The sequence below is a fragment of the Pseudomonas sp. KH_046_2 genome (assembly GCF_057838985.1).
The window spans coordinates 4718780-4744794 of record NZ_CM174480.1 but is presented as its reverse complement, the minus strand read 5'-3'; the positions used below and the strand labels follow the sequence as shown (position 1 = coordinate 4744794).

Below are 26015 nucleotides of genomic sequence, written 5' to 3'. Positions count from 1 at the left end.
TCAGCTCTCCAGTTTCTGTGCGGTCTTGGCCAGGCGCATACCCAGCGCACGGCACAGCGCCACTTCATGGGCATCCAGACCGCTTTTGCCGTCGGCGCCGGCGTGGTGGCTGGCGCCGTATGGCGTACCGCCGCCCTGGGTTTCCAGCAGTGCCGACTCGCTGTAGGGCAGGCCGGTGATCAGCATGCCGTGGTGCAGCAACGGCAGCATCATCGACAGCAGCGTAGTTTCCTGGCCGCCGTGCAGGCTCGCGGTGGAGGTGAACACACCGGCCGGTTTGCCCACCAGGGCGCCGGTCAGCCACAGGTTGCTGGTGCCGTCGAGGAAATACTTCAGTGGCGCGGCCATGTTGCCGAAGCGGGTCGGGCTGCCGAGCGCCAGGCCGGCGCAGTTCTTCAGGTCGTCGAGGCTGGCATACAGCGCGCCTTCGTCGGGAATCTCCGGCGAAACGGCTTCGCACTCGGTGGAAATCGCCGGCACCGTGCGCAGGCGGGCCTCAAGCCCGGCCTGTTCGACGCCACGGGCGATCTGCCGGGCCATTTCGTTGGTCGAGCCGCTGCGGCTGTAGTACAGAACCAGAATGTACGGCGCACTCATGGCAACAGTTCCAGGATCTGTTCTGGTGGGCGGCCGATGACGGCCTTGTCGCCGACTTCGAGAATCGGTCGTTCCATCAGTTTCGGGTGGGCGGCGATGACGGCGATCAATTGCGCTTCGCTCAGGTTGCTGTCAGCCAGGTCGAGGGCCTTGTACTCGTCCTCGCCGGTGCGCAGCAATTGCCGCGCGCTGATCCCGAGTTTGCCCAGCAGGCTCTGGATCTGCGCGGCGTCCAGCGGGGTTTCAAGGTAACGGACCACGGTCGGGGTCAGGCCACGGGCTTCAAGCAGTTCGAGCGCACCGCGGGATTTCGAGCAGCGCGGGTTGTGATAAAGCGTCAGATCGGTCATGAGCGGGTCGCATCTTGCGTAAGGTGGCGGCTATTCTAACTGTGCAGCGCGCAATCCAGAACCGTGAGAGGCGATGGGTCGCAGGTGCATTCAATTTTTGACAAGGAACACGACATGACAAGGCGACTGGCAGCAGCATTGGCGATCATCGGAGCGTTGATGCTGGGGGGCTGCGGTAATGACTATGGCATCGACCAGGATGGTCATAAAATCGCCTCTGACCGCCTGGACGGCAAATGGCTGGTGCTCAACTACTGGGCAGAATGGTGCGGACCTTGCCGGACCGAGATACCGGAGTTGAACGCCCTGGCCGAGCAGCTCAAGGACAAGAAAATCGGTGTATTCGGGGTCAACTTCGACAACGTCCAGGGGCAAGAGCTCAAGAGTGCGAGCGAGAAACTGGGGATCAGGTTCACCGTGCTGGCCCAGGACCCTTCCGAACTGTTCGAGTTGCCGCGCAGCGAGGCGTTGCCGGTGACATACATCATCGATAACGAGGGCAAGGTGCGTGAGCAGTTGATGGGTGAACAGACGGCGGCGGGGGTGATGGCCAGGCTTGAGGCGTTACAGGCTAAAAATTGATGTCTTCACTGCGGTGAGCGGGCTTTTGTGGCGAGGGGGCTTGCCCCCGTTGGGCTGCGAAGCAGCCCTAAACCCAGCCACCTCTTTTCGTCAGTTGAACTGTGCAGAACGGTTTTGCGACTGCTACGCAGTCGAACGGGGGCAAGCCCCCTCGCCACAGGCTTCTCGGGATACCCAGTAAGGATCAACCTTCCTCAAGCCACCAACGCAGCGGCTTGCCTTCGGCTGGCCAGAAGCGGATCTGCTCGATCGGGGAGACGTCCCAGCGCTGGACATTTTCCAGGGCCTGCAGGAAGCGTTTTTCCTGTTCCATCAGCGCCGGCGCGCACAATTTGCGGGTGCTGCCTATTTTGCCGAAGGTCAGTTTGTCGCCATCGAGGGTGTACGGCGCAAACCAGTGGTTGCAGCCGCCATTGCCGTAGGCCCGGCCGTCTTCGCCGAAGGTGATGGTCAGGTGGCTGTAGTCCATCAATGGCCGCTCGCCGATCCACTCCAGAATGTAGCTGCGATTGTGTTCAAGCTGCACCGGCTCGGCGGCGCAGCCCAGCAGGCTGGCGCCGACCATGGCGCTCACAGCGAGGCGTTTCATCACGCAGGCTCCTGGCATTTCGGGCACAGGTGTTTCTCGCCGACGGTGGTCCAGCCCAGCTCGGCAATCCGCGCCGTGGCGGCAGGTTTTTCGGCCTTGTTGCCCAGCTTGGCATCGACGGCGAACTCGAAGCTCAGCTCTTTGGCGCAGCTGTCACAGTTCACTTGCCAGGTGTGGATGGCCAGTTCGCCGAACACCGGGCCACTGGCCACCGCGACCCATTGGCCGGGCGGGTTGATCAGGTGGCGAACCGTTTCGACGGTCAGGCGCATGGACAAGTCCTTGGCACCCTTGAGGGTCACGACCAGCACGTCATTGTTGCGAATCGAACCACCGTTGCCGGTGACTTGATAGCGCCCCGGCACCAGGGCGCGGCATTCAGTGAGGGTGTGTTGCGGGTTCATCAGGCTGTAGCGGAAATCGTGTTCGACCATGGGTCCTCCAAATATGCGCGATATGCTAGCACGGGCTTGCACGCCGCATCGCGCAGGCAGATGACCTTCGATCCGTTTCAGTCTCCCGTCACCAGGTTTTCCGGGGTGCCCGCCGTCCAGGCTGAAATGTTGCGCAATGTGATGGTGGCAATCGCGTCCAGCGCTTCGCGGGTCAGGAAGGCCTGGTGCGCGGTGACGATCACGTTAGGAAAGGTCAGCAGCCGTGCCAGCACATCGTCTTGCAGGGGCAGGTCGGAACGGTCCTCGAAGAACAACTGCGCTTCTTCCTCATACACGTCCAGCCCCAGGTAACCCAGGCGACCGTCTTTCAGGGCATCGATCAGCGCCGGGGTGTCCACCAGGCCGCCACGCCCGGTATTGATCAGCATCGCACCCGGTTGCATGTGCGCCAGGGACTCGCGGTTGATCAAGTGCTTGCTCTGTTCGTTGAGCGGGCAGTGCAGGCTGATGATCTGCGATTCGGCCAGCAGTTGCGGCAGGCTCAGGTAGCGCGCACCGAGGGCTTCGACCTGCGGGTTGGGGTAGGGGTCATAGGCCAGTAACTGGCAGCCAAACCCGCTCATGATTTTGGCGAAGGTGGCACCAATCTGACCGGTACCGACCACGCCGACGGTCTTGCCCACCAGGTCGAAACCGGTCAGCCCCTGCAGTCTGAAATCCCCTTCGCGAGTGCGGTTATAGGCGCGGGGCAAGCGGCGGTTGAGTGCGAGGATCAGCGCTACCGCATGTTCGGCCACGGCGTGGGGCGAATAAGCCGGGACGCGCACGATGGCCAGTCCCAGACGTTTTGCTGTCGGCAAGTCGACATGGTTGTAACCGGCCGAGCGCAGGGCGATCAGGCGTGTGCCGCCAGCGGCCAGGCGTTCGAGCACCGCCGCGCCGAGGTCATCATTGATGAACGCGCAGACTGTTTCATACCCTTGGGCGAGCGCTACCGTGTCGAGGCTCAGGCGCGCAGGCTGAAATTGCAGCTCGATGCCGGCCGGTTGCTCGGCCGCGAGAAAGCTGTCGCGGTCGTAGTTCTGGCTGCTGAAAAGAATCGTACGCATGCGGTGCTCCTTGAAGGTGGCCTGCGCCGTTGAGCAAGCCGGCATTCGACAGTCGTCAGGTTAGCTCGCCGGCAACCCTTCGCGATTGCGCTGCATCAAGCATTCATGCGCGCCTGGGCCGCCAGGCGATTGATTGCCCGGTCTAGCTCATCGAGTGCCACGCCGGCTTTCGGGTCCTGTTGCTTGAGCAGGGTTTCACTGCGTTGGCAGGCCGCACGCAATTGCGGTACGCCGCAGTAACGCGTTGCGCCATGCAGGCGATGGACCCGTTCGATCAGGGCGTTGTGGTCGTTGCTTTGCTGAGCGAGGCGGATGGCTTCGCGGTCGGCTTCCAGGGAGGCGAGCAGCATCGCCAGCATGTCCGCCGCCAGATCAGCCTTGCCGGCGGCCAGGCGCAATCCTTCGTCGTGGTCGAGCACCAACAGGTCATGGGCGCCTGCATGCCCATCGCCGGAGCGCTCCGGGTTGTGATTGCGCAGCGCCAGGCCGCTCCACTTCAGCACCACTTGGGCCAATTGCCGTTCGCTGATCGGTTTGGTCAGGTAATCGTCCATGCCGCTTTGCAGTAGCGCGCGTTTTTCGTTGGCCATGGCGTGTGCGGTGAGGGCCACGATCGGCAGCGGCGTGCAATGGCGTTCGCTTTCCCACTGGCGGATCGCCTCGGTGCTCTGGCGCCCGTCCATGCCGGGCATCTGCACGTCCATCAACACCAGATCGAATGTCTCGTTCTGCACTGCCTTGACGGCGGCATAACCGCTTTCCACCGCGAGCACCTTGGCGCCCATGTCTTCGAGCAGGGTCTGCACCAGCATCAGGTTGGCCGGATTGTCGTCGACGCACAGCACCTTCGGGGCACGGCTGGACACCGGTTCGCCCGGTTCGCTGCGCATCGGTCGCGGGTTGACCAGGTCAGACAGGGAGCGTCGCAGCTTGCGGGTGCAGGCCGGTTTCGCCTGAAGCTGGCTGTGGGGGTTGGGCACGGAAAGATGGAACAGCGTCTGTTCAGTGGTCGGGCACAGCACCAACACTTTGCAGCCAAGATGCTCGAGGTCCCAGATGTGCTGGTTGAGACGTTCCGGCGGCATGTCGTTACTGGTGATGCCGAGCACGGCAAGCTCGATCGCCTGGTCGGTCTGATGGGCGGCGGTGACGCCATTGGTCAGGCTTTCCAGGGTATTGAACGGTGTGGTGCAGAGGCCGCAGTCTTCCAGTTGATGCTGCAACGCCTGGCGCGCCAGTTCGTGGTTTTCCAGTACTGCCACCCGTCGCCCGAGCAAGGACGCGCAGGGCAGGTCTTCGGCATCGTCGCGGGCTTTCGGCAGGCTCAGGCTGATCCAGAACTCCGAGCCTTCCCCCGGCGTGCTGTCGACGCCGATCTCACCGCCCATCTGTTCGATCAGACGCTTGGAAATCACCAGGCCCAGGCCGGTGCCGCCGGGTTGCCGCGACAGCGAGTTGTCGGCCTGGCTGAAGGCCTGGAACAGGGCGCGCACGTCCTGGTTCGACAGACCGATGCCGGTGTCCTGAATGCTGATGCGCAACTGCACGGTGTCTTCGTGTTCTTCTTCGAGCATGGCGCGGGCGACGATGGTGCCTTCGCGGGTGAACTTGATCGCGTTGCTCACCAGGTTCGTCAGGATCTGCTTGAGCCGCAGCGGGTCGCCCACCAGTGACAACGGTGTGTCCCGGTACACCAGGCTCACCAGTTCCAGCTGCTTGGCGTGGGCGGCCGGGGCGAGGATGGTCAGGGTGTCCTGGAGCAGGTCGCGCAGGTTGAACGGAATATGGTCGAGCACCAGTTTGCCGGCCTCGATTTTCGAAAAGTCGAGAATCTCGTTGATGATGCCCAGCAGGCTGTCGGCGGACTTTTCGATGGTGCCCAGGTAGTCAAGCTGGCGTGGGGTGAGCTCGCTTTTTTGCAACAGGTGGGTGAAGCCGAGTATACCGTTGAGCGGCGTGCGGATTTCATGGCTCATGTTGGCCAGGAATTCGGACTTGATCCGGCTCGCTTCCAGGGCTTCCTTGCGCGCCAGGTCCAGCTCGATGTTCTGGATCTCGATGGTTTCCAGGTTCTGGCGCACGTCTTCGGTGGCCTGGTCGATGCTGTGCTGCAATTCTTCCTGGGCATTTTGCAGGGTGCCGGCCATGCGGTTGATGCCCGAGGCCAGTTCGTCCAGTTCCTGACTGCCGAGGGGTGGCAGGCGGGTTTCCAGATGACCGTCCTTGAGTTGGGCCACGGCCTGCTTTATCTGGCTCAGTGGTCGATTGATCGTGCGACCCATGCGCAGGGCCAGCAGTGCCGCACCCGTCAGTCCCGCAATGATCAGTATCAGGCTGGCGAACAGGCTGCGGTAACCACGCAGCAGCATGCTGTTATGGGACAGTTCCAGTTCGACCCAGCCGAGCAGGCGGTCGGCTTCTTCGGGAATCACGTCCCCGGCCAGGTTGCGGTGTTTGCCGAATACCGGCAGCAGATAGCGGGTCGCGTCGTTGCCACTGCGGCGCAGCATCTGCGTGCCACTGCCGGAGGGTGTCTGGTTGAGCATGGTCGGGCCGGCGTGGGCCAGCAACGTGCGGTCGGGAGCCAGGAAGGTCACGGCCCGTACGTCGGTTTGTTCCAGGGCCTGGGTGGCGATGCGTTCGAGCAGTTCGTTGTCCTGATGGCCCATGGCGGGCGCCGCCAATGGAGCCAACTGCTCGGCGATCATTTCGCCGCGCTGCATGAGTTGGGTTTGCAGGTCAGCCTGTTGCATCCAGGTAAAATAACCCCCCAGCACCAACGCCATCAGGCTGGTCGGCAACAGGGTCAGCAACAGCACGCGGCCTTTGATTCCCAGTTTCTTGAGCACGCATCTCTCCTGCATCCCGCTATTTATAGGCCTGCACATGCATCCGCCATGCGCCACTTGCGCAGTGTAGCGATTTGCTCGCGGGCAATCCTCGTAAAAATGGTGCCGTCATTCGTCGACCCCGGCGGCTCTTTGGCAATACGGACAAACCGTGGGTTGCCCCGGGCGAGGCAATCTTGAATAATCGATCAACTGAGAATTATTTGCAGATAGTCATGACTCCCATTACTGCCGGACTCCCCCGAATCCTGTCCATCGAAGACGACCTTGTGCTCGGCGCCTACGTGCATGAGCATCTGGACCGCAACGGCTACCAGGTGACCTGGTGCCAGAACGGTCAGGAAGGCCTGGACATTGCCCGCAGGGAACCTTTCGACGTGGTGTTGATGGATATTCTGCTGCCGGGCATGGATGGCCTGGCGGTGCTGACCCAATTGCGCCAGAGCCATTCCACCCCGGTGTTGCTGATGTCGGCCCTCGGCGCCGAAGCCGACCGTATCAGCGGCTTTCGCCTGGGGGCCGATGATTACCTGCCAAAGCCCTTCAGCATGGTGGAGTTGCGGGTGCGCATCGAAGCCATTCTGCGGCGGGTGGCACTCGACCGCCGACCCGCGCCTGCCGTGCCGGCCCTGTCGATGGACAGCCTGCGTTTCGACGATGAAAGCTTCGAGGTCTTTTACGGCGAACAGGCCGGTGGCCTGACCCGCAGCGAGTATCGGTTGCTGGAGACCCTGCACCGCAGCGGCGACGAAGTACTGAGCAAAGCCTTCCTTTATCAACAGGTGCTGCAGCGCGGTTACGCGGCCCATGACCGCAGCCTGGACATGCACATCAGCCAGATCCGCCGCAAGCTCAAGGCCATTGGCTACACCGAGCGAGAAGTGCGTACGGTATGGGGCAAGGGTTACATCCTGAGCGCCGCCGATGAAATGTAACTTGCCCGGCAGGCATTCGCTGTTCTGGAAACTGGCCTGTCTATTGGTCGCTTTCTGCCTGCTGATGATCTGGCTGAGTTGGTCCTGGGGCCGTTACATGGAGCAGCGCAACCAGTTCCTCTCCGATAAGGCCCGCGGCACCCTGTCCGGTTATGCCGCCGAAGCCGAGCAGGCGTGGCAGCAGCGCCAGAGCGCCGGTGTCGATGACTGGCTGCAAGGCATGCATCAGCGGGAAAAAGGCTGGGTCGGTGTCATCGGCGGTGATTTGCAGTCCTTGAGTAACCAATCGATGACGGACAAGGAAGTCGAACGCCTGACTTTTTTGCGCGGCCTCGATTGGCCCATCCACAAGAAAGGCCAGCCGTGGATGCGTATATCGTTTCCCGGTGACCCGTCCGCCGGCAGTCTGGTGATCGAGTTGCCCGAACGCTTTCTGCCAGGGCAATACCGGGTGTTCTGGCGGGTGATCACCAACGGCGTGATTCCGGGGCTGTTCACTTTGCTGCTGTGCGTTGGGCTCTACCGTTTGCTGGTGGTGCCACTCAACCACTTGTGTGAGCAGGCCAACGCCTGGCGTGCCGACCAACTGAATGTGCGCCTATCGAGCCGCACCACCAATCGTTCGGATGAACTGGGCGAGTTGGGCAGGGCGTTCGATCACATGTCCGAGCGCCTGCAAAGCACTGTGGCCCTGCAGCAGCAACTGCTGCGCGACTTGTCCCACGAATTGCGTACCCCCTTGAGCCGCCTGCGGGTGGCCAGCGAAAGCGAGCAGGGGCTGGAGCCATTGCGCGAGCGCATCGGTCGTGAGGTCGATGGCATGCAGCGCCTGGTCGAAGACACGCTGCAACTGGCATGGCTCGATACCGAACGCACCCGATTGCCCGACGAAGCGATCCAGATCCAGGCGTTGTGGGAAATGCTCACTGAGAATGCCTGCTATGAAAGTGGCTGGCCTGATACTCAACTGCAATGCACGGTGGATGCATCCTGTTGGGTTCGCGGTCATCTCAACACCCTGGCCCAGGCGCTGGAAAACATTCTGCGCAATGCGATTCGGCATTCACCGGCTGGAGGCATTGTCCAATTGGGCGGTCGTCGTGATGGTGAATTCTGGCACCTGTGGCTGGAAGATCACGGCGGCGGCGTGGCGCAAGCGGATCTGGAGCGGATCTTCCTGCCGTTCACCCGGCTCGACGGTTCGCGGCCGGGGGATGGTGGATTCGGGCTGGGGCTGAGCATTGCCCGGAACGCGGTGCAGCGTCAGGGCGGACAGCTGTGGGCGCAGAACACCGGGAGCGGGTTGCGGATGAATATGCGGTTGCTGGCGGATGATGGTGATGCTCTTGACGACGCCATCGCGAGCAGGCTCGCTCCTACATTGACCGCGCTTCAACCGCAAAATGTGTGAACACCCCTGCACCCTGTGTGAGCCTGCTCGCGATGAGGCCCTCATGTTCACCGCAAAATATGTGCTTATTCCCATAAACCATAAGCACCACACTTTGCGTGATATGGCCTGGGAACGTTTGCCGGTATGATAGACGCCCCCGCAGTCTGGATTGCGAATACGCCATGACCTTGCAGTACCCAACCATCGCCGATTGCGTCGGCAACACTCCGCTGGTCCGTTTGCAGCGCCTGCCCGGCGCCACCAGCAATACCCTATTGCTCAAGCTCGAAGGGAACAACCCGGCGGGTTCGGTCAAGGACCGTCCGGCGCTGTCGATGATCACCCGCGCCGAACTGCGCGGGCAGATCCACGCCGGCGATACGCTGATCGAGGCGACCTCGGGCAACACCGGGATCGCCCTGGCCATGGCCGCAGCGATCAAGGGTTACAAGATGATCCTGATCATGCCGGACAACTCCAGCGCAGAGCGCAAGGCAGCCATGACGGCCTATGGCGCCGAGCTGATTCTGGTCAGCCAGGAACAGGGCATGGAAGGCGCCCGTGACCTCGCACAGAAGATGGAAGCCGAAGGCCGCGGCAAGGTACTGGATCAGTTCGCCAACGACGACAACCCCGAGGCGCACTACACCACCACCGGCCCGGAAATCTGGCGCCAGACCCAGGGCACCATCACCCATTTCGTCAGCTCCATGGGCACCACCGGCACCATCATGGGCGTGTCGCGCTACTTGAAAGAGCAGAACGACAACGTGCAGATCATCGGCCTGCAACCCATGGAAGGCTCGGCGATCCCGGGTATCCGCCGCTGGCCTCAGGAGTACCTGCCGAAGATCTACCAGGCCGACCGCGTGGACCGGATCGTCGACATGGCCCAAAGCGAAGCCGAAGACGTGACCCGTCGACTGGCCCGCGAAGAAGGCATTTTCTGCGGCGTGTCCTCGGGCGGTGCCGTAGCGGCAATGTTGCGCCTGTCCAAAGAAGTTGAAAATGCGGTGATTGTCGCGATCATCTGCGACCGTGGCGACCGTTACCTGTCGACCGGCATTTTCGACGCGCCCAACTGATGGCCAAACATGAAAGAGGCCTGCGCTTCCAGCCCACCGGCGGCAGTAAGGCCCCGCAAGTCCCGACCGGCAAAAAGCAGCGCCTGACCATCGAGCGCCTGGCCAATGACGGTCGCGGTATTGCGTTTCTCGAAGGTCGCACCTGGTTCGTCATCGGTGCATTGGCCGGTGAAGAGATCGAGGCGCGCGTCCTTGGTGCCCACGGCAAAGTGGTCGAGGCGCGTACCGAGCGGGTGTTCAAGGCCAGCGAATTGCGCCGCCCGGCACCGTGCGCCCATGCCGGCCGCTGCGGCGGTTGCAGCGTGCAGCATCTGCCCCACAACGAGCAGCTTGCCCTGAAACAGCGCATGCTCGCCGAACAGTTGTCGAGGGTCGCGGGCGTCGAACCCGAAGAGTGGGCGGCGCCATTGAGCGGTGCTGAGTTCGCTTACCGGCGTCGCGCCCGCGTGGCGGTGCGCTGGGACATGAAGGCGAAAAAACTCGAAGTCGGTTTTCGTGCCGCCGGCAGCCAGGACATCGTTGGCATCGATGACTGCCCGGTGCTGGTACAGCCCTTGCAACCGATCATGGCCCGCTTGCCGGAGATGCTGCGGCGCTTGAGCAAGCCCCAGGCACTCGGGCATGTGGAGTTGTTCAGCGGCTCGACGCTGGCCGTGTTGCTGCGGCACATGGCACCGTTGTCCGACGCCGACCTGACGATCCTCAAAGATTTCTGCGCGTTCCATGAAGCCCAGTTGTGGCTGCATGGCGACGGTGAACCGCAACCGGTCGAGGCCGATCAGTCGTTGGGCTATCGTCTTGAACAGTGGGACCTGGAGCTGGCGTATCGTCCCGGGGATTTCATCCAGGTCAATGCCGCCGTCAACGAAGCGATGGTCGCCCAGGCGCTGGACTGGCTGAAGCCGACAGCGGATGAGCGCGTACTCGACCTGTTCTGTGGCCTGGGCAACTTTGCCTTGCCGCTGGCCAAGGCCGCTCGTGAAGTGGTGGCGGTCGAAGGCGTGCAGGTGATGGTCGATCGGGCCGCGGCGAATGCAGCTAGCAACAATCTGCATAACGCGAAGTTTTTTCAGGCCGATTTATCCCAGCCTTTGACAGGCGCCGAATGGGCCGCCGAAGGCTTTTGTGCGGTACTCTTGGACCCACCGCGTGACGGTGCTTTCGAGGTCGTGCGCAAGCTCAAGAGCCTTGGCGCCGAACGATTGGTGTATGTGTCGTGCAACCCTGCAACTCTGGCGCGCGACACGGTCGAATTGATCAAGCAGGGCTACCGGTTAAAACGTGCCGGGATTCTCGATATGTTTCCTCAAACGGCACATGTCGAGGCCATGGCGTTATTTGAAGCGAGCTAGGATGCTCGTCTGGTCCGACTGGCCCGCCCGTGCAGCCGCGCACCCAGCCCGACGTGGGCGCACGGGCAACGAAGGTCAGCGATTTGACGCATTGAATCTGCGTCGTGGGGAAGGTAAGCAAGATGGTACAGGTGAGAGCACACCAGCCGATCAACACCGACGGCAGTATCAATCTCGAGGCTTGGCTCGATCACGCGGTCAGTGTCGATCTGGCACTGGATCGCGAAGCCTTGAAAGAGGCCTGCGAGTACGCTCGCGAGGCCGAACAACAAGCCAATGCGGCACAGAATCTGTGGTCGGAAGGTAACTCGACTTTCCGTACCGGGCTTGAGATCGCCGAGATCCTCGCCGACCTCAAACTCGATCAGGACTCTTTGGTCGCCGCGATCCTGTATCGAGGCGTGCGCGAAAACCAGATCAAGTTGCCGGCCGTCAGCCAGCGCTTCGGTCCGGTGGTGGCCAAGCTCATCGACGGCGTGCAGCGCATGGCCGCGATCAGCGACAGCCTGAGCCCGCGCAAATCACTGGTGCTGGGCACCCAGGGCCAGGTGGAAAACCTGCGCAAGATGCTGGTGGCCATGGTCGACGACGTTCGCGTCGCCCTGATCAAGCTGGCCGAGCGTACTTGCGCAATCCGTGCGGTGAAAACCGCCGACGACGAAAAACGCAACCGCGTGGCCCGTGAAGTCTTCGACATCTACGCGCCCCTGGCCCATCGACTGGGTATCGGTCACATCAAGTGGGAGCTGGAGGACTTGTCCTTCCGTTACCTGGAGCCGGACCAGTACAAGCAGATCGCCAAGTTGCTCCATGAGCGGCGACTGGATCGCGAGCGCTTCATCAGCGACGTGATGAGCCAGCTGAAAAACGAATTGCACGCCACTGGCGTCGATGCCGACATCAGCGGCCGGGCCAAGCACATCTATTCGATCTGGCGCAAAATGCAGCGCAAGGGTCTGGAGTTCAGCCAGATCTACGACGTGCGTGCCGTTCGCGTGCTGGTGCCGGAAATGCGCGATTGCTACACCGCGCTCGGCATCGTCCACACTCTGTGGCGGCATATCCCGAAAGAGTTCGACGACTACATCGCCAACCCGAAAGAAAACGGCTACCGCTCGCTGCACACGGCGGTGATCGGTCCGGAAGGCAAGGTACTGGAAGTGCAGATCCGCACCCACGCCATGCACGAAGAGGCTGAGCTGGGGGTATGCGCCCACTGGAAGTACAAAGGCACCGACGTAAAATCCGGCTCCAATCACTACGAAGAGAAAATCTCCTGGCTGCGCCAGGTGCTCGAATGGCACGAAGAGCTGGGTGACATCGGTGGCCTGGCGGAACAGCTGCGTGTCGATATCGAACCCGACCGGGTCTACATCTTTACCCCGGACGGGCACGCCATTGACTTGCCGAAGGGCGCGACGCCACTGGACTTCGCCTACCGCGTACACACCGAGATCGGTCACAACTGCCGTGGCGCCAAGATCAACGGGCGCATCGTGCCGCTCAACTACAGCCTGCAAACCGGTGAACAGGTCGAGATCATCACCAGCAAGCACGGCACCCCGAGCCGCGACTGGCTGAACCCGAACCTGGGTTACGTCACCACGTCGCGGGCACGGGCGAAGATCGTTCACTGGTTCAAGTTGCAGGCTCGCGACCAGAACGTTGCGGCCGGTAAAACCCTGCTCGAGCGCGAACTCAATCGCCTTGGACTGCCGGCAGTGGATTTCGACAAGCTGGCCGACAAGGCCAACATGAAAACCGCCGAAGACCTGTTCGCCGCCCTCGGCGCCGGGGATTTGCGCCTGGCGCAACTGGTCAACCTGGCGCAGCAACTGGTCGAGCCTGAGCGTGGCAACGAACAGCTTGAACTCATACCGCGCAAGGCCACCGGCTACAAGCCCGGCAAGCGCGGCGACATCCAGATCCAGGGCGTCGGCAACCTGATGACCCAGATGGCCGGCTGCTGTCAGCCGCTACCGGGGGATGCCATCGTCGGTTACATCACCCAGGGCCGTGGTGTGAGCATTCACCGCCAGGACTGCGCCTCGGTGCTGCAACTGAGCGGGCGCGAGCCAGAGCGGATCATCCAGGTCAGTTGGGGCCCGGTGCCGGTGCTCACCTATCCGGTGGACATCATCATCCGCGCCTACGACCGGTCCGGCCTGCTGCGTGACGTTTCGCAGGTGCTGCTCAACGAGCGGATCAACGTGCTGGCGGTCAACACCCGCTCGAACAAGGAGGACAACACCGCGCTGATGTCCCTGACCATCGAGATTCCGGGGCTGGATGCATTGGGGCGGTTGCTGGGGCGGATTTCCCAGTTGCCGAACATCATCGAAACCCGGCGTAACCGGACGCCGTGAAGCGAGGGGGCTTTTACTGTAGGAGCGAGCTTGCTCGCGAAAAACCTGAGGGCGACGCGTTCATTCAGAAAGTACGCGTCATCGTTAACGTCCATCGCGAGCAAGCTCGCTCCTACAGAGAGCAGGTAGAGACAGATTGATGCATTCACTTGAAGATTTGCTGTACCTCATGAACCGCCTGCGCGACCCGCAATACGGTTGCCCGTGGGACATCAAGCAAACCTGGGCCACCATCGTCCCGCACACCCTTGAAGAAGCCTATGAAGTCGCCGATGCCATCGATCGCGGTGACTTCGATCACGTGCAGGGTGAGTTGGGCGATCTGCTGTTCCAGGTGGTGTATTACAGCCAGTTGGCCCGGGAAGAAGGGCGCTTCGAATTTGCCGGTGTGGTCGACAGCATCACCCGCAAGCTGATCCGTCGTCATCCCCACGTGTTCCCCACCGGTAATCTGTATGCGCCGCTGGATGTCCCGCGCCTGAGTGAGGAGCAGGTCAAGCAGCGCTGGGAGGAGATCAAGGCCGAGGAGCGCGCGGAGAAATCCTCGGCACCTGAACAGCTGTCATTGCTCGATGACGTCCCCGCGGCATTGCCGGCGTTGTCGCGTTCGGCGAAATTGCAAAAGCGCGCGGGGCAGGTCGGTTTCGACTGGCCGGACGCCTTGCCGGTGCTCGATAAAGTGCGTGAAGAGCTCGATGAAGTCCTCGAAGCCATGTCGGAAAATGATCCCGAGGCCGTGGCCGACGAGATCGGTGACCTGCTGTTTTCCGTGGTCAATCTGGCGCGGCATCTCAAGGTCGATCCGGAAACCGCACTGCGTGGCGCCAACGGCAAGTTTGAAAGACGCTTTCGTTTTATCGAACAGGCATTGCGCGACACCCGCCGTCCCATGGAAGATTGCACCCTCGAAGAGTTGGACGCCTTGTGGGGCGAAGCCAAACGTCAGGAAAAGAATTTGCCCAGCTGCGGTTGAGCAGTAGCCTAAGTGAGTAATAAGCACCATGAGCATTTCCCTTCGCGACCAGTTGCTCAAAGCAGGGCTGGTCAACCAGAAGCAGGCCAAGCAGGTCAGCAAAGACAAGCAGAAACAGCAACGCCTGGCGCACAAAGGCCAGATCGAGCTGGATGACTCCCAGCAGCGTGCGGCTCAGGAAGCCATGGCCGAGAAGGTCAAGCGCGATCAGGAGCTCAATCGCCAGCAACAGGAAAAAGCCGAGGCCAAGGCCCGTGCCGCGCAGGTCAAGCAACTGATCGAAGTCTCGCGCCTGCCGAAACTGACGACCGAGGATTACTACAACTTCGTCGACGACAAGAAGGTCAAGCGTATCTGCGTCAACACCCTGATGCGCAACAAGCTCAGCAGCGGTTCGCTGGCCATCGTGCATCATGCTGGCGGCTACGAAGTGATTCCGCGCGAGGCGGCGCTGAAGATTCAGGAGCGCGATCCGCAACGCATCGTGCAGCTGAATGTTCAGACCGAAGAAGTCAGCGTCGAGGACGATCCGTACGCGGCGTACCAGATTCCTGATGACCTGATGTGGTAATCGATTTAATGTTCTAGCAGGCTTACATGTTTGCTAGTACTTTTCATGATTTATACATTGAGCCCGAATGATCGTGTCGATACGATCATTCGGGTTTTCTTTTGCCAAAAAATAAAATCTTTTATAAGGTTATTTATGTCCGGGGAAAATAAATGGAATGGACTTTAGTATCCAAGGATGGAATCAATGCTTGTAAGTATCGCTTCATTGCGCCAACCCACTTTCAAATCGCTGTTTTCACAAGCGCGACCGCCCGATCAATCCATTCGCGATTATCTGGACGATGAGTTAGTCGCTCGTGCCGAGCTTGTACGCCGAAAAATCAAGATCGCCGCAAAAGCCGCTCGCGAGGATCATGGCGCAACCGCTTGTGTTTTCTTTACCCTGCCCGAGTTCTTCTGGAACATACCCTGGCGCGAGGTTCGCAGTGAAGAGGAGCTCCATGAGCTGAATTCCGCCTATCTGGAGAAAGTGCCTGAGTGTATAGCTTTATTGATGACCGAACTGCCAATGGAGCGCTATGGCAAGATCGTATTGCTGGCGGGAAGCTGTGCGACACTCATCAAGGTTGGAGAGGGTGAGTCGGGTTTTTACGATGTTATTAATTATTTGCTGACGATAACCAATAAAGATTATGAAGTTGATATGCCATTGATGTCGATGTGGCCAAAGCGCCATGTATCAGGTATCGACTTCGGCAAGCATCGAGCTTCGGATGGGGAGTATTGGCTGTTCAAACTTTCCGAGGAGGTCGAAGTGAGGGTGAAGAAGCTCAGCAGCGTGCGGGCCGAACACAGTTATTTTGATGGTTATGAAGGGAGGTTTATCAATAGTCTCGTCAATGGTTGCCCTTTTTCGATCAACTTGTGCCTGGATTACTACAGTCTGAAAGAAGGCGAGCGCGATACTCAAGTTGAATTGACCGAGGCAAAAATCGATTTCCTGATCGCGTGCGGCATGGATTTCGACTACGCCAAGCGTCACCCGTCATCGCTGCAGTTTTCGATACGCAATGACGGAATGGGCGACGGCGAGGTCGAGGTGGTCAGGCTTCAAGCGGGCTGGATCGTTGAAAATGTCCCTTCGGTGCTGATCGATGACAACCTTCATTTGACGTTGATCGAGGTTGTCTGATTCGGCTTGCAGCCTGCCCGGCAGGAAAAGGGCAGGCTGCACGGTGGTGGAGTCGGTCTTCAACCGGTTGCGAGCTCGCGTTTACGCTCGAGCATTTCCAGTTCGGCCCTGTAGTTTTGCGCTTCGGTCTCGGAGTGGAACATCCCGACCAGCAGGTCTTGTTGATGCACATCCCAGATCCGGATACCGGCGGCTACACCCTCGTGGGATTTATGTGAATCGTCGCGTTCAGTTACTTTTACAGTCATCTGCTAGCTCCAATTTCTGTTATCTGCAGCAAGGCGTGTGCAGGCCTCTGTTATATGGGTTGGTAGCTTGCTAAGTAAACGACTGGATTTGGTACGGTTTTTTGCAAAAACGGAAACAGTCCTGCAGCCCGCTAAACACGCGACATTCGGTTGCCGGGCATTAAGTTTCATGACAAAAGCTTCATCTTCAGAACGCACCGCAGACCTTTGTAGGAGTGAGCCTGCTCGCGATAGCGGTGGGTCAGTTACCAGTGATGTCGACTGGAATACCTCTATCGCGAGCAGGCTCACTCCTACAGAGGATTTGTGTATGTCTTGTTTTCTCAAGGCAAAAAAACGCCCCGAACCAGTCGGGGCGTTTTCTTGTGCGGCGTTATGGCGGGGTATTACTTACCCTGCCAGCGCTTCAGTACCAGGGTAGCGTTGGTGCCACCGAAACCGAAGCTGTTGCTCATCACGGTGTTGATGGTGGCGTTTTCGCGGGTCTTGGTCAGCACCGGCAGATCGGCCACTTCAGGGTCCAGCTCGTCGATGTTGGCGGAGCCGGCAATGAAGTTGCCTTCCATCATCAGCAGGCAGTAGATCGCTTCGTGAACACCAGCGGCGCCCAGGGAGTGACCCGACAGGCTCTTGGTGGAGCTGATGGCCGGAGCCTTGTCGCCGAACACTTCACGCACGCCTTTCATTTCCGCGACGTCGCCGACCGGGGTCGAGGTGCCGTGGGTGTTCAGGTAGTCGATCGGGGTATCGACGGTGGACAGCGCCTGCTGCATGCAGCGGATCGCGCCTTCGCCGCTCGGGGCAACCATGTCGTAGCCGTCGGAGGTCGCGCCGTAGCCGACGATTTCCGCGTAGATCTTCGCGCCGCGGGCCAGAGCGTGTTCCAGCTCTTCAACCACGACCATGCCGCCACCGCCGGCAATGACGAAACCGTCACGCTTGGCGTCGTAGGCACGGGAAGCTTTTTCCGGGGTTTCGTTGTACTGGGTGGACAGGGCGCCCATGGCGTCGAACAGGAACGATTGGCTCCAGTGTTCTTCTTCACCGCCGCCGGCGAAAACGATGTCCTGCTTGCCCAGCTGGATCTGTTCCATGGCGTTACCGATGCAGTGAGCACTGGTGGCGCAAGCGGAGGAGATCGAGTAGTTCACACCCTTGATCTTGAACGGCGTGGCCAGGCAGGCGGAAACGGTGCTGCCCATGGTCCGCGTGACGCGGTACGGGCCGACACGCTTGACGCCTTTCTCGCGCAGGATGTCCAGTGCTTCCATCTGGTTCAGGGTCGACGCGCCACCGGAGCCGGCGATCAGGCCGGTACGCACGTTGGAAACCTGCTCTTCGGTCAGGCCGGAGTCGGTGATGGCGTCTTTCATGGCCAGGTAGGCATAAGCTGCCGCGTGGCCGACGAAGCGATAGATCTTGCGATCGATCAGTTCTTCAAGGTTGAGGTCAATGGAGCCGGAAACCTGGCTACGCAGACCCATTTCGGCATATTCCGGGTTGAACCGGATGCCAGGGCGGCTTGCACGCAGGTTAGCGGAGACGGTCTCTTTGTCATTGCCCAGGCACGAAACAATGCCCAGACCAGTGATAACGACGCGGCGCATGCGGATAACCCTTAGAAGTTGTCAGTGGAGGTGAACACGCCGACCCGGAGGCCTTCGGCGGTGTAGATTTCGCGACCGTCGACAGTGACCGAACCGTCGGCAATGGCCAGGTTCAGCTTGCCCTTGAGGACGCGCTTGATATGAATGTTATAGGTGACTTTCTTGGCGGTCGGCAGGACCTGGCCGAAGAATTTCACTTCGCCCGAACCCAGCGCACGGCCACGGCCCGGCAAGCCTTGCCAGCCCAGGAAGAAACCGACCAGTTGCCACATGGCGTCGAGGCCCAGGCAGCCCGGCATCACCGGATCGCCTTCGAAGTGGCAGGCGAAGAACCACAGGTCCGGATTGATATCCAGCTCGGCGACCAATTCACCTTTGCCGTACTTGCCACCTTCTTCGCTGATCAGGGTGATGCGATCAACCATCAGCATGTTCGGGGCGGGCAGTTGCGCGTTACCTGGGCCGAACAGCTCACCGCGACTGCAGCGCAGCAGGTCTTCCCGGGTAAAGGCGTTTTGTTTGGTCATGCGAGCTCCTCAATAGTCCCATGCGGCAGGTGGGGCAAATCTTCCCGGCCGATCGAAGCGTTCATGCCTCGAACCGGCAGCCTACTCATAGACTATTGCGTTGTGGTGAAAGTCACAGCACAAAGGACATGAATGTACACTTGTGCACTGAAATTATTATTCAAGCCCCTTTTCGGGCCTGTCGAGGTGCCTAAGACTGCCGCACTTTCGTCTTTCACGCCAGTCACAGATGGTCGAAAGGCCTGTTCTACTGCACCCATCGCTGCAGAATTTGCTGCAGATCATTGCGTTTGAACGGCTTGGCCAGGTAATCGTTCATCCCCGCCGACAGACAGGCTTCGCGGTCGCCCTGCAAGGCGTTGGCAGTCAGGGCGATGATCGGCAGGTCGGTGCAACCGGGCAGCTTGCGGATTTGTCGGGTGGCTTCATAACCATCGATGATCGGCAAGCGGCAATCCATCAGGATCGCCTCGAATATCAGGCTTTCGGCGCTGCGCACTGCCTGTGCGCCGTCGGCGGCGACACTGACCTTGAAGCCCAGGCTGCGCAACATGGCTTCGATGACGGTCTGGTTGACAGGGTTGTCTTCGACCAACAACACATTGCGCCCTTCGCCGTTGCTGTTGCGCGATTGCGCGCGAGGAGGCAACAGCGGTTGTGTCTGCTGGTAAAGTGCCAAGGGAATTTCCAGGGTGAACACCGAACCGCGGCCTTCCTCACTCTGCGCGCGCAAGGTGCCGCCCATGCGTTCGGCCAGGGTGCGGGCAATCGGCAGGCCCAGCCCGGTGCCGCCGTAGCGCCTTGAAATGGAGCTGTCGGCCTGCTGGAAAGCGTTGAACATCAATTCCAGGCTTTGCGCCGGGATGCCGATGCCGCTGTCGCGCACGGTGCAGGTGAACCACAACAACTCGTGGTCCAGCGACTGCCACTGCGCCTCGATGGTGACGCGGCCGTTTTCGGTGAACTTCAGCGCATTGCCGACCAGGTTGACCAGTATCTGCCGGATCCGCGTCGGGTCGCCCTTGACCTGCAAGCCGCGCATGTCGTCGGGGATCATCAGTTGCAGGTCCAGGCCGCGTTGCGCGGCGCTGTGCTGGAACGACTGGGCGCAACTGCCGATCAGGTCGGCGAGGTTGAACGCAATGTGTTCCAGCTCCAGTTCCGAACGTTCGATCCGCGAGAAATCCAGGATGTCGTTGATGACCTTGAGCAGATGCTCGGTGGATTCCGAGGCCAGCGCCGCGTACTCCACCTGTTCCTCGGTCATGTCGGTGGTTTCCAGCAACTGCAGCATGCCCAGCACGCCATTCATCGGTGTGCGCAGCTCATGGCTCATCATGGCGAGGAAGTCGGATTTGGCGTTGTTGGCCTTCTCCGCCTCTTCACGGGTCTGGATCAACTGCGCCATGGCTTGATGCTGTTCGCGGCTGGCCTGCTCGAGACCGCTGGCGAGGTTGTTGATGTGTTGCGACAGCGCCCCCAGCTCGGTGTCGTCGACAATCGGCAGCGGTGTCTTGTAATCGCCTTCCTGGATCGCCTTGACCGCATTGCCGATATCACGGATCGGTTGCGACAGGCTGCCCGCCAGACGCCGGGCCACGAGGAAGGTAAACAGCAGGGCAAACAGCGCCAGAATGGCGGCCTTGAGCACGATTTCCTGCTGGCGCCGGCTGAACGCGTCGTTGGACAGCCCGACGATCACCCGGCCCATATAGTCTTCGGTGGGGGCCGCGCTGACGGTCTTGCTGCTCTGGAAAAAATCATTGTGCAACGCGATGCGTTGTAGCCGGATCGGTGCCTGGAATACTTCGAGCTGTTGCGCGCGATTGTGGTGTTCGTTCGGTTGTTCGACGTACACCAGAACCCGGTTGGCGCTGTCCTGGATTTCCAGAAAGCTCACGTTGGGCGTGGCCAGCGTCGCCTTGAGCAAGGTTTCGAGCACTTCGATGTTGCCCGAAAAAACGCCGTACTCGGTGGCCGGGGCCAGTTGATTGGCGATCAATTGGCCAGTGTGGGAGATTTCCTGACGCAGATCCTGGATGCGCACGAACGTGAAGAAGCTGATCAGCAACAAGGTCAGCAGCAGTGCAGGGCCGAGGCTGATCAGTTGGGTGCGGGTGTTGATGTCCCAGCGACGGCGAAAGTTCATGGATGGCGTTCTCCTTCAGCCAGCAACGTGGCGACAGACGCTTCGTTGATCTGCTCGATCCCCAATGAACGCGCTACTTGCGGGTTGCTCGAGACTTTGAATCGCTGGGGATAATGGGTGCGCGGCCAGGTGGTCGGTGGCCGGTCGAGCAATTCGTCGAGGACCGCCAGCCAGTCGCTCTGATCGCTATAGGTGCTGGCCAGGCTTCCGGCCTTGACGAATCCGGCGTTGGGTCCGATCAGCGCCACTTGCCGCGAGTAGCTGCTCAGCAGCAGGTTTTTCGCGGTTTGCGGGTTGTACAGGTCGGCGTCATCCAGGCCCAGCAACACGTCGCTGTTTTTCAGCAAGGCCTGTAACGGACGACTGTCGTGAATGTTGTCCCAGCGCTGGGTGACCACCTCAAGACCCAGGGGGAGGGCGGCCTGACGCAGCTCACTCAACAGGAACTCACTGTGGTTGTCGTAGAGCACGCCTATGCGTCTGGCCTGGGGCAGCAGGGTGCGGGTCAGGCGCAATTGGCGGTCCACGGGTGGATCGCTCCATAGCAGGCAAAGGCGTGCAGGCAGCGAGTTGTTCAAGCGTTGCCGGGCTTGCAGGCGGCTGATGCGCAATACAAGTGTCGCCGGGCCCTGGGCGTTCTGCAGGCGCCAGTCGAGGCTGGGCAGGTCGAGCAGTATCAGGCGGATGTTTTCCGGCAGCTTGTCCGGTATCGGCATTTTGGCCAGCGTCTGGAAGCGTACGTTATCGCGTGGTCGCAGCTCGCTCAGGGCCTGGGTAAACGCCCGCACAGCGGGGCTGTCTTCGGCTCCCGTGAGCAAAATGTCGGCCGCGTTGCTCGCCAGGCTGCCCAGCAGGCCGCTTGTCAGCAGGCAAAATATGGCCAGCAGCCGACCCAGGGTCGGCATTCTGCAGGCCGGACGATTCGGCATCTAAAGCTCCAGCTCCGCACTGAAATACATCACGTGGCGCTGGTCATAATTGTTGTCGATGAAAGTAGTCGGCTGATTGTCCAGTCGTTGCTGGAGCACTCCGGCCAGTTCCAGGCTGGCCTTGCCCAGGGCGATACGTTTGGCGATGCGCGCATCGACCCGTTCGAAGCGGTAGCCGTTGAGGGCGTCATCGCCATAATAGAAAAGCGCACTGTTCCAGCCCTGGCCCCAATCGCGCAGCCATCCGGCTGAGCCACTGTTGCTTGCAGTCTGCCTGGCATCCAGTGGATTGCTGGCGTCGACATCGACGTAGGCATAGGTCAGTCGCAGGCGATCGAGGTCGCCGACACGCCAGTCGAGTTGGGTTTCGACCCCCGAAAAACGCGCCTTGTTGGCGTTGCTGGCAATGTACTGATTATTGCGCAACGGTTCACTGATCATGCCGGTGATTTCGTCGTGGAACAGCTTCACGTCGAGCGCCAGCCCCGGTTCGGGAAAATAGCCGTTGTAGCCCAGCTCCCGGGAGCGCATGTGCTCTTGGTCGAGGTCGCCGGGGCCACGGGTCTTGACGAAATAACGGGCGCTGGACTGGCCAAAGGCGCCGGGCTTGAGGTTGGTGACCTGATAACTCCAGTTGACGTTGTTCTCGAACATGTCCGGCGAACGGACGGCCTCGGAGTACACCGCACGCAAGCCGTGACGCGGATTGATCAGGTAGTTGACCGCCATGCGGGGTGTCAGCGAGCTGCCGATCAACCGGGTGTCCTCGAACATGGCACCGCCTTGCAGCAGCCAGTGTTCGCTGGCCCGCCACTCGAACTGGCCGAACGCGCGCCAGATCCTGTCATCGAGAGTGCCATTGAAGTAGGTCTCGGAATCGGCCCGGTCGTAACGATAGTTTATCCCGCTGACCAGCCGCAGGTTATCGGCAAGGCTGAGGGTGTCCTGCAGTTCGAGGTCGTAGCGCGATTCCCGGGTGCTCTGGTCGATGTCGCCGCAAACGGTCTGGCTCGCACCGTTGCGCCATTGATCGAGTACCTGGTTGGCCAGTGCCTGCTCTGCGGATGTGCCGGACGGCGCACCGGGGCCGATGAACCGCGTGATGTTGCGGGCCAGGCGTTCGGTGTAGTTCGGGTTCAACTGCCAGAGTTCGGTCAGTTGCGGGCTGAACGAAATTTCTGCGTCGCAGGCGCGCCAGGTTTGCTGGCGATCCCAGTGTTGGGCCGAACCCTGGATATACAGGCTGTGGTCGGGATTGATGTCCAGGTTCCAGCGCAATGACCCGGCGTAGTCCTTGGCGGTAACGTCGGAGTCGTTGCCCGCGCGGGTAATCCCCGGGAACACCGGCCGGTAGGTATAGGGCCGCTGGTTGGTGCCGTCCTTGGTATTCAATTGCCAGTCGAGGCTTTGCCGTTCGTCGAGGTTCTGGCTGACGGCGAGATTGAAGCGATCGAGGCGACGGCTGTCATGGTAGTGCGCGCCGGTTCGGTCGGTGTCGAAGCCGTCGTCTTGCTGGCCGGACAGGGACAGGCGCAAGTCACCGTCTTCCCAGCCCAGGCCCTGGCTGGCGTAAAAATCGTTGATGCCGCGCTGGCCGCGGGTGACCTTCATGCGCGTACCGTGACTGTCGGCCGGCCTGCGGGTAATGATGTTGACCACCGCCATCAGGGCGTTGGCGCCGTAGCTGACGGTATTCGGCCCGCGAAAGACTTCGATGCGCTCGATGTCCTCCATGGCCACCGGAATGTCACTCCAGTCCACGGTGGCCAGGCCGGCGCGATACACCGAGCGCCCGTCGATCAGCACTTGCATGCGTCGCGCTTCCGTCGCGTTGGTGCCGTGGTAGTTCACCGCTGCCTGGTTGCCACTGATGTTGCCGACCATCATCCCCGGCACCAGGCGCAGCAGTTCGCTGATGTCGCGGGCACCGCTGGCGTGGATCAGGGCGCTGTCGATCACCGTCATGCTTCCCGGCACGGCCGCCGGCGACTGCTTCAGGCGCGTGGCAGTGAGCACTTGCGGCAGCGGTTCGCTGTCCAGGAACAAGTCGTCGGCCAGCGCTGGCGAGCTGAAAATCAGCGCCAGTACCAGAGGCGAATGCGGTGAAGGAGAGCCCGGAGACACAACAGATCCCTGTCAGTTATTGTTGGCGCGCATGTTAACCGAGCCGAATGACTTTTCCATTCACGATGTCTGCATTTTCCTCGGTTTTATTGGTCTTCTTCCTACGGGTGCAGGTATTTGATGTCGGGGCTGGCCGCCGATGGGCTGCCCCGTATAATGCCGACATCGCCACTGGTATGGATTAACGGATTGCATATGACTGAACAGCGCCCGATTGCGGTCCTGGGAGGCGGAAGTTTTGGAACCGCCGTGGCTAATCTGCTGGCCGAGAACGGGCATCAGGTCCTTCAGTGGATGCGTGACCCCGAACAGGCCGAGGCCATTCGGGTCAATCGCGAAAACCCGCGCTACCTCAAAGGCATCAAGATTCTGCCCGGCGTCACGCCGGTCACTGACCTGCAAGCGACCCTGGACGCCTGCGACCTGTGTTTCGTCGCGTTGCCCTCCAGCGCGCTGCGCTCGGTGCTGGTCCCGCACGCCGAACGCTTGACCGGTAAAATGCTGGTGAGCCTGACCAAAGGCATCGAAGCCCACACGTTCAAGTTGATGAGCGAGATCCTCGAAGAGATCGCCCCGCAGGCGCGCATCGGCGTACTGTCCGGACCCAACCTGGCCCGTGAAATCGCCGAACATGCACTGACGGCCACTGTGGTCGCCAGCGAAGACGAAGAACTCTGCCAGCAGGTTCAGGCTGCGCTGCACGGGCGCACCTTTCGTGTGTACGCCAGCGCCGACCGTTTCGGCGTGGAGTTGGGCGGGGCGTTGAAAAACGTCTACGCGATCATCGCCGGCATGGCGGTGGCGCTGGGCATGGGGGAAAATACCAAAAGCATGCTGATCACCCGGGCATTGGCGGAAATGACCCGCTTTGCGGTGAATCAGGGCGCGAACCCGATGACCTTCCTGGGGCTGGCGGGCGTGGGCGATCTGATCGTGACCTGTTCGTCGCCCAAGAGCCGCAACTATCAGGTCGGCTTCGCCCTCGGCCAGGGCCTGAGCCTGGACGAGGCGGTCACGCGCCTGGGTGAAGTCGCCGAAGGGGTCAATACCCTTAAAGTGCTCAAGGCCAAGGCCCAGGAGGTTGGCGTGTACATGCCGCTGGTCGCCGGGCTGCATGCGATCCTGTTCGAGGGCCGCACGCTGGAGCAGGTCATCGGTCTGTTAATGCGTGGCGAGCCGAAAACCGACGTCGACTTTATTTCCACCAGTGGTTTCAACTAATCACGCTTGCCAGAAAAGCAGGGAGTTGCGCATGAACGATCCAAAAGTAGAAGCCAAGTACGAGTCCATCCTGCTGCGGGTGCTGTGGATGATCCTCTTCGTGCTGGTGTGGCAAGTGGCGCAGTTCATCCTCGGCGCCGTCGTGCTGGTGCAGTTGATCTATCGTTTGTTCTATGGCGCCCCAAGCGCCAGCCTGATGAATTTCGGCGACAGCCTGAGCCAGTTTCTGGCGCAGATCGGTCGTTTCGGCAGCTTTCACAGCGACCAGAAGCCCTGGCCGTTCGCCGACTGGCCGACGCCGCGTACACCGGAGGGTGAGGCGCCGCATGTCGTGGCACCGGCACCCCATCCGGTCCGAGATGAGGAACCCAAGCTATGAAACTCTGGGTATTGCGTCATGGTGAAGCTGTACCACACGGGTCCCGCCCCCACGATTCGGAGCGGGAGCTGACGGACCACGGTCGTAAGGAAGTGCTGCGCAGCGCCGAGCAGTTGATGGGGCAGCCGTTGACGGCAATCTATGCCAGCCCGTACCTGCGAGCGCAGGAGACCGCGCATCTGGTGCGCGAGGTATTGGGGTTCGAGCCGGAGATCCGCACCGTCGAGTGGCTGACGCCGGACACCGAGCCGGACAAGGTCGCCGAGCAAATGGTGGCGGTGAGCGATGTCCTGCTGGTCAGCCACAATCCGCTGGTGGGGAATTTGTTGAGTTACTTGCAACATGGCGCGGGACATCCACCGGAGCGGGTCAGCACCGCCGGCCTGGCCGAGCTCGAGAGCAATGAGTTGGTGGTCGGGTCGATGAGGCTCAACAGCATCAAGCACCCTTAACACCGCTTTTCTGTGGGAGCGTGGCTTGCCCGCGAAGGCATCGACTCGGTCATGCCTGATAAACCGCGGAGCCTGCATCGCGGGCAAGCCACGCTCCCA

Annotated in this window: 24 protein-coding genes; 12 read left to right on the top strand and 12 right to left on the bottom strand. The window is 60.8% G+C overall.

The genetic code is table 11. The features are described 5' to 3' along the window. Together wrbA and arsC are read right to left on the bottom strand one after the other, a co-directional pair. Positions 1 to 597: an NAD(P)H:quinone oxidoreductase gene (wrbA, locus tag AC3IX1_RS21480; RefSeq protein WP_046043016.1), complete on the bottom strand. Its 597-nt coding sequence runs from the start codon at positions 595 to 597 to the stop codon at positions 1 to 3. Beyond that, positions 594 to 947 (bottom strand): arsenate reductase (glutaredoxin), encoded by a 354-nt coding sequence (gene arsC / locus AC3IX1_RS21475; RefSeq protein WP_489385742.1) that lies wholly within the window; start codon positions 945 to 947, stop codon positions 594 to 596. Before arsC ends, wrbA begins: the two co-directional genes overlap by 4 nt. Before the next feature lie 114 nt (positions 948 to 1061). Between arsC and AC3IX1_RS21470 the strand changes: the two genes are divergently transcribed. Next, positions 1062 to 1529 carry a TlpA disulfide reductase family protein gene (locus AC3IX1_RS21470; RefSeq protein ID WP_489385741.1) on the top strand — a complete coding sequence of 156 codons (468 nt, stop codon included), beginning with the start codon at positions 1062 to 1064 and terminating at the stop codon, positions 1527 to 1529. Positions 1530 to 1713: 184 nt separating this feature from the next. On the opposite strand, the gene AC3IX1_RS21465 is transcribed toward AC3IX1_RS21470, so the two are convergent. From AC3IX1_RS21465 to AC3IX1_RS21450, 4 genes are all read right to left on the bottom strand, one after another. Then, positions 1714 to 2118 carry an META domain-containing protein gene (locus AC3IX1_RS21465; RefSeq protein WP_489385740.1) on the bottom strand — a complete coding sequence of 135 codons (405 nt, stop codon included), beginning with the start codon at positions 2116 to 2118 and terminating at the stop codon, positions 1714 to 1716. Next, the gene (locus tag AC3IX1_RS21460; protein WP_007988765.1) at positions 2118 to 2552 is read right to left on the bottom strand and encodes a hypothetical protein; all 435 of its coding nucleotides are present in this window, start codon (positions 2550 to 2552) and stop codon (positions 2118 to 2120) included. Before AC3IX1_RS21460 ends, AC3IX1_RS21465 begins: the two co-directional genes overlap by 1 nt. Positions 2553 to 2629: 77 nt before the next feature. Next, a complete protein-coding gene (locus tag AC3IX1_RS21455) occupies positions 2630 to 3622 on the bottom strand; it encodes a 2-hydroxyacid dehydrogenase (protein ID WP_489385739.1) in 993 nt (330 codons plus the stop codon). Between the two features lie 95 nt (positions 3623 to 3717). Further along, complete coding sequence (locus AC3IX1_RS21450; RefSeq protein ID WP_489385738.1) at positions 3718 to 6471, bottom strand: response regulator; 2754 nt, start codon at positions 6469 to 6471, stop codon at positions 3718 to 3720. A gap of 215 nt (positions 6472 to 6686) precedes the next feature. On the opposite strand from AC3IX1_RS21450, the gene AC3IX1_RS21445 reads away from it, so the two are divergent. From AC3IX1_RS21445 to AC3IX1_RS21410, 8 genes are all read left to right on the top strand, one after another. Continuing rightward, on the top strand, positions 6687 to 7406 hold the full coding sequence (locus tag AC3IX1_RS21445; RefSeq protein WP_489385737.1) for a response regulator transcription factor: 720 nt from the start codon (positions 6687 to 6689) through the stop codon (positions 7404 to 7406). Further along, positions 7396 to 8817, top strand: a complete 1422-nt coding sequence (locus tag AC3IX1_RS21440) for a histidine kinase sensor domain-containing protein (RefSeq protein ID WP_489385736.1) — start codon at positions 7396 to 7398, stop codon at positions 8815 to 8817. The genes AC3IX1_RS21445 and AC3IX1_RS21440 overlap by 11 nt, the downstream gene beginning before the upstream one ends. A 164-nt stretch (positions 8818 to 8981) precedes the next feature. After that, complete coding sequence (gene cysM, locus AC3IX1_RS21435) at positions 8982 to 9884, top strand: cysteine synthase CysM (RefSeq protein ID WP_489385735.1); 903 nt, start codon at positions 8982 to 8984, stop codon at positions 9882 to 9884. Next, entirely contained in the window at positions 9884 to 11236 is a 1353-nt protein-coding gene (rlmD, locus tag AC3IX1_RS21430; RefSeq protein ID WP_489385734.1) for a 23S rRNA (uracil(1939)-C(5))-methyltransferase RlmD, read from the top strand. The genes cysM and rlmD overlap by 1 nt, the downstream gene beginning before the upstream one ends. A 122-nt stretch (positions 11237 to 11358) precedes the next feature. Continuing rightward, positions 11359 to 13602, top strand: a complete 2244-nt coding sequence (gene relA, locus AC3IX1_RS21425; RefSeq protein WP_489385733.1) for a GTP diphosphokinase — start codon at positions 11359 to 11361, stop codon at positions 13600 to 13602. Positions 13603 to 13741: 139 nt separating this feature from the next. Then, the gene (gene mazG / locus AC3IX1_RS21420; protein WP_489385732.1) at positions 13742 to 14575 is read left to right on the top strand and encodes a nucleoside triphosphate pyrophosphohydrolase; all 834 of its coding nucleotides are present in this window, start codon (positions 13742 to 13744) and stop codon (positions 14573 to 14575) included. A 28-nt stretch (positions 14576 to 14603) separates the two neighbouring features. Beyond that, positions 14604 to 15146: a DUF2058 domain-containing protein gene (locus AC3IX1_RS21415; protein ID WP_489385731.1), complete on the top strand. Its 543-nt coding sequence runs from the start codon at positions 14604 to 14606 to the stop codon at positions 15144 to 15146. Between the two features lie 186 nt (positions 15147 to 15332). Beyond that, entirely contained in the window at positions 15333 to 16280 is a 948-nt protein-coding gene (locus AC3IX1_RS21410; RefSeq protein ID WP_489385730.1) for a hypothetical protein, read from the top strand. 59 nt (positions 16281 to 16339) lie between these two features. Here the strand turns inward: AC3IX1_RS21410 and AC3IX1_RS21405 are convergent, their stop codons facing one another. The 6 genes from AC3IX1_RS21405 to AC3IX1_RS21380 form a co-directional block, all read right to left on the bottom strand. After that, on the bottom strand, positions 16340 to 16528 hold the full coding sequence (locus AC3IX1_RS21405) for a hypothetical protein (protein WP_489385729.1): 189 nt from the start codon (positions 16526 to 16528) through the stop codon (positions 16340 to 16342). A gap of 386 nt (positions 16529 to 16914) precedes the next feature. Continuing rightward, positions 16915 to 18135, bottom strand: a complete 1221-nt coding sequence (gene fabB, locus AC3IX1_RS21400; protein ID WP_489385728.1) for a beta-ketoacyl-ACP synthase I — start codon at positions 18133 to 18135, stop codon at positions 16915 to 16917. An 11-nt stretch (positions 18136 to 18146) separates the two neighbouring features. Continuing rightward, on the bottom strand, positions 18147 to 18662 hold the full coding sequence (fabA, locus tag AC3IX1_RS21395; protein WP_003227150.1) for a 3-hydroxyacyl-[acyl-carrier-protein] dehydratase FabA: 516 nt from the start codon (positions 18660 to 18662) through the stop codon (positions 18147 to 18149). A 247-nt stretch (positions 18663 to 18909) separates the two neighbouring features. Continuing rightward, complete coding sequence (locus AC3IX1_RS21390) at positions 18910 to 20811, bottom strand: ATP-binding protein (protein WP_489385727.1); 1902 nt, start codon at positions 20809 to 20811, stop codon at positions 18910 to 18912. Continuing rightward, positions 20808 to 21740: an ABC transporter substrate-binding protein gene (locus tag AC3IX1_RS21385; protein WP_489385726.1), complete on the bottom strand. Its 933-nt coding sequence runs from the start codon at positions 21738 to 21740 to the stop codon at positions 20808 to 20810. Before AC3IX1_RS21385 ends, AC3IX1_RS21390 begins: the two co-directional genes overlap by 4 nt. Continuing rightward, positions 21741 to 23864, bottom strand: a complete 2124-nt coding sequence (locus AC3IX1_RS21380; protein ID WP_489385725.1) for a TonB-dependent receptor plug domain-containing protein — start codon at positions 23862 to 23864, stop codon at positions 21741 to 21743. It abuts the gene before it with no gap. Positions 23865 to 24059: 195 nt separating this feature from the next. Between AC3IX1_RS21380 and AC3IX1_RS21375 the strand changes: the two genes are divergently transcribed. From AC3IX1_RS21375 to sixA, 3 genes are read left to right on the top strand one after another with little or no spacing between them, the layout of a single operon-like run. Next, positions 24060 to 25085 carry an NAD(P)H-dependent glycerol-3-phosphate dehydrogenase gene (locus AC3IX1_RS21375; RefSeq protein WP_150812165.1) on the top strand — a complete coding sequence of 342 codons (1026 nt, stop codon included), beginning with the start codon at positions 24060 to 24062 and terminating at the stop codon, positions 25083 to 25085. 31 nt (positions 25086 to 25116) lie between these two features. Then, on the top strand, positions 25117 to 25464 hold the full coding sequence (locus AC3IX1_RS21370; protein ID WP_489385724.1) for a DUF4389 domain-containing protein: 348 nt from the start codon (positions 25117 to 25119) through the stop codon (positions 25462 to 25464). Next, positions 25461 to 25916 carry a phosphohistidine phosphatase SixA gene (gene sixA / locus AC3IX1_RS21365; RefSeq protein WP_150759674.1) on the top strand — a complete coding sequence of 152 codons (456 nt, stop codon included), beginning with the start codon at positions 25461 to 25463 and terminating at the stop codon, positions 25914 to 25916. The genes AC3IX1_RS21370 and sixA overlap by 4 nt, the downstream gene beginning before the upstream one ends. The last annotated feature ends 99 nt before the right edge of the window (positions 25917 to 26015 follow it).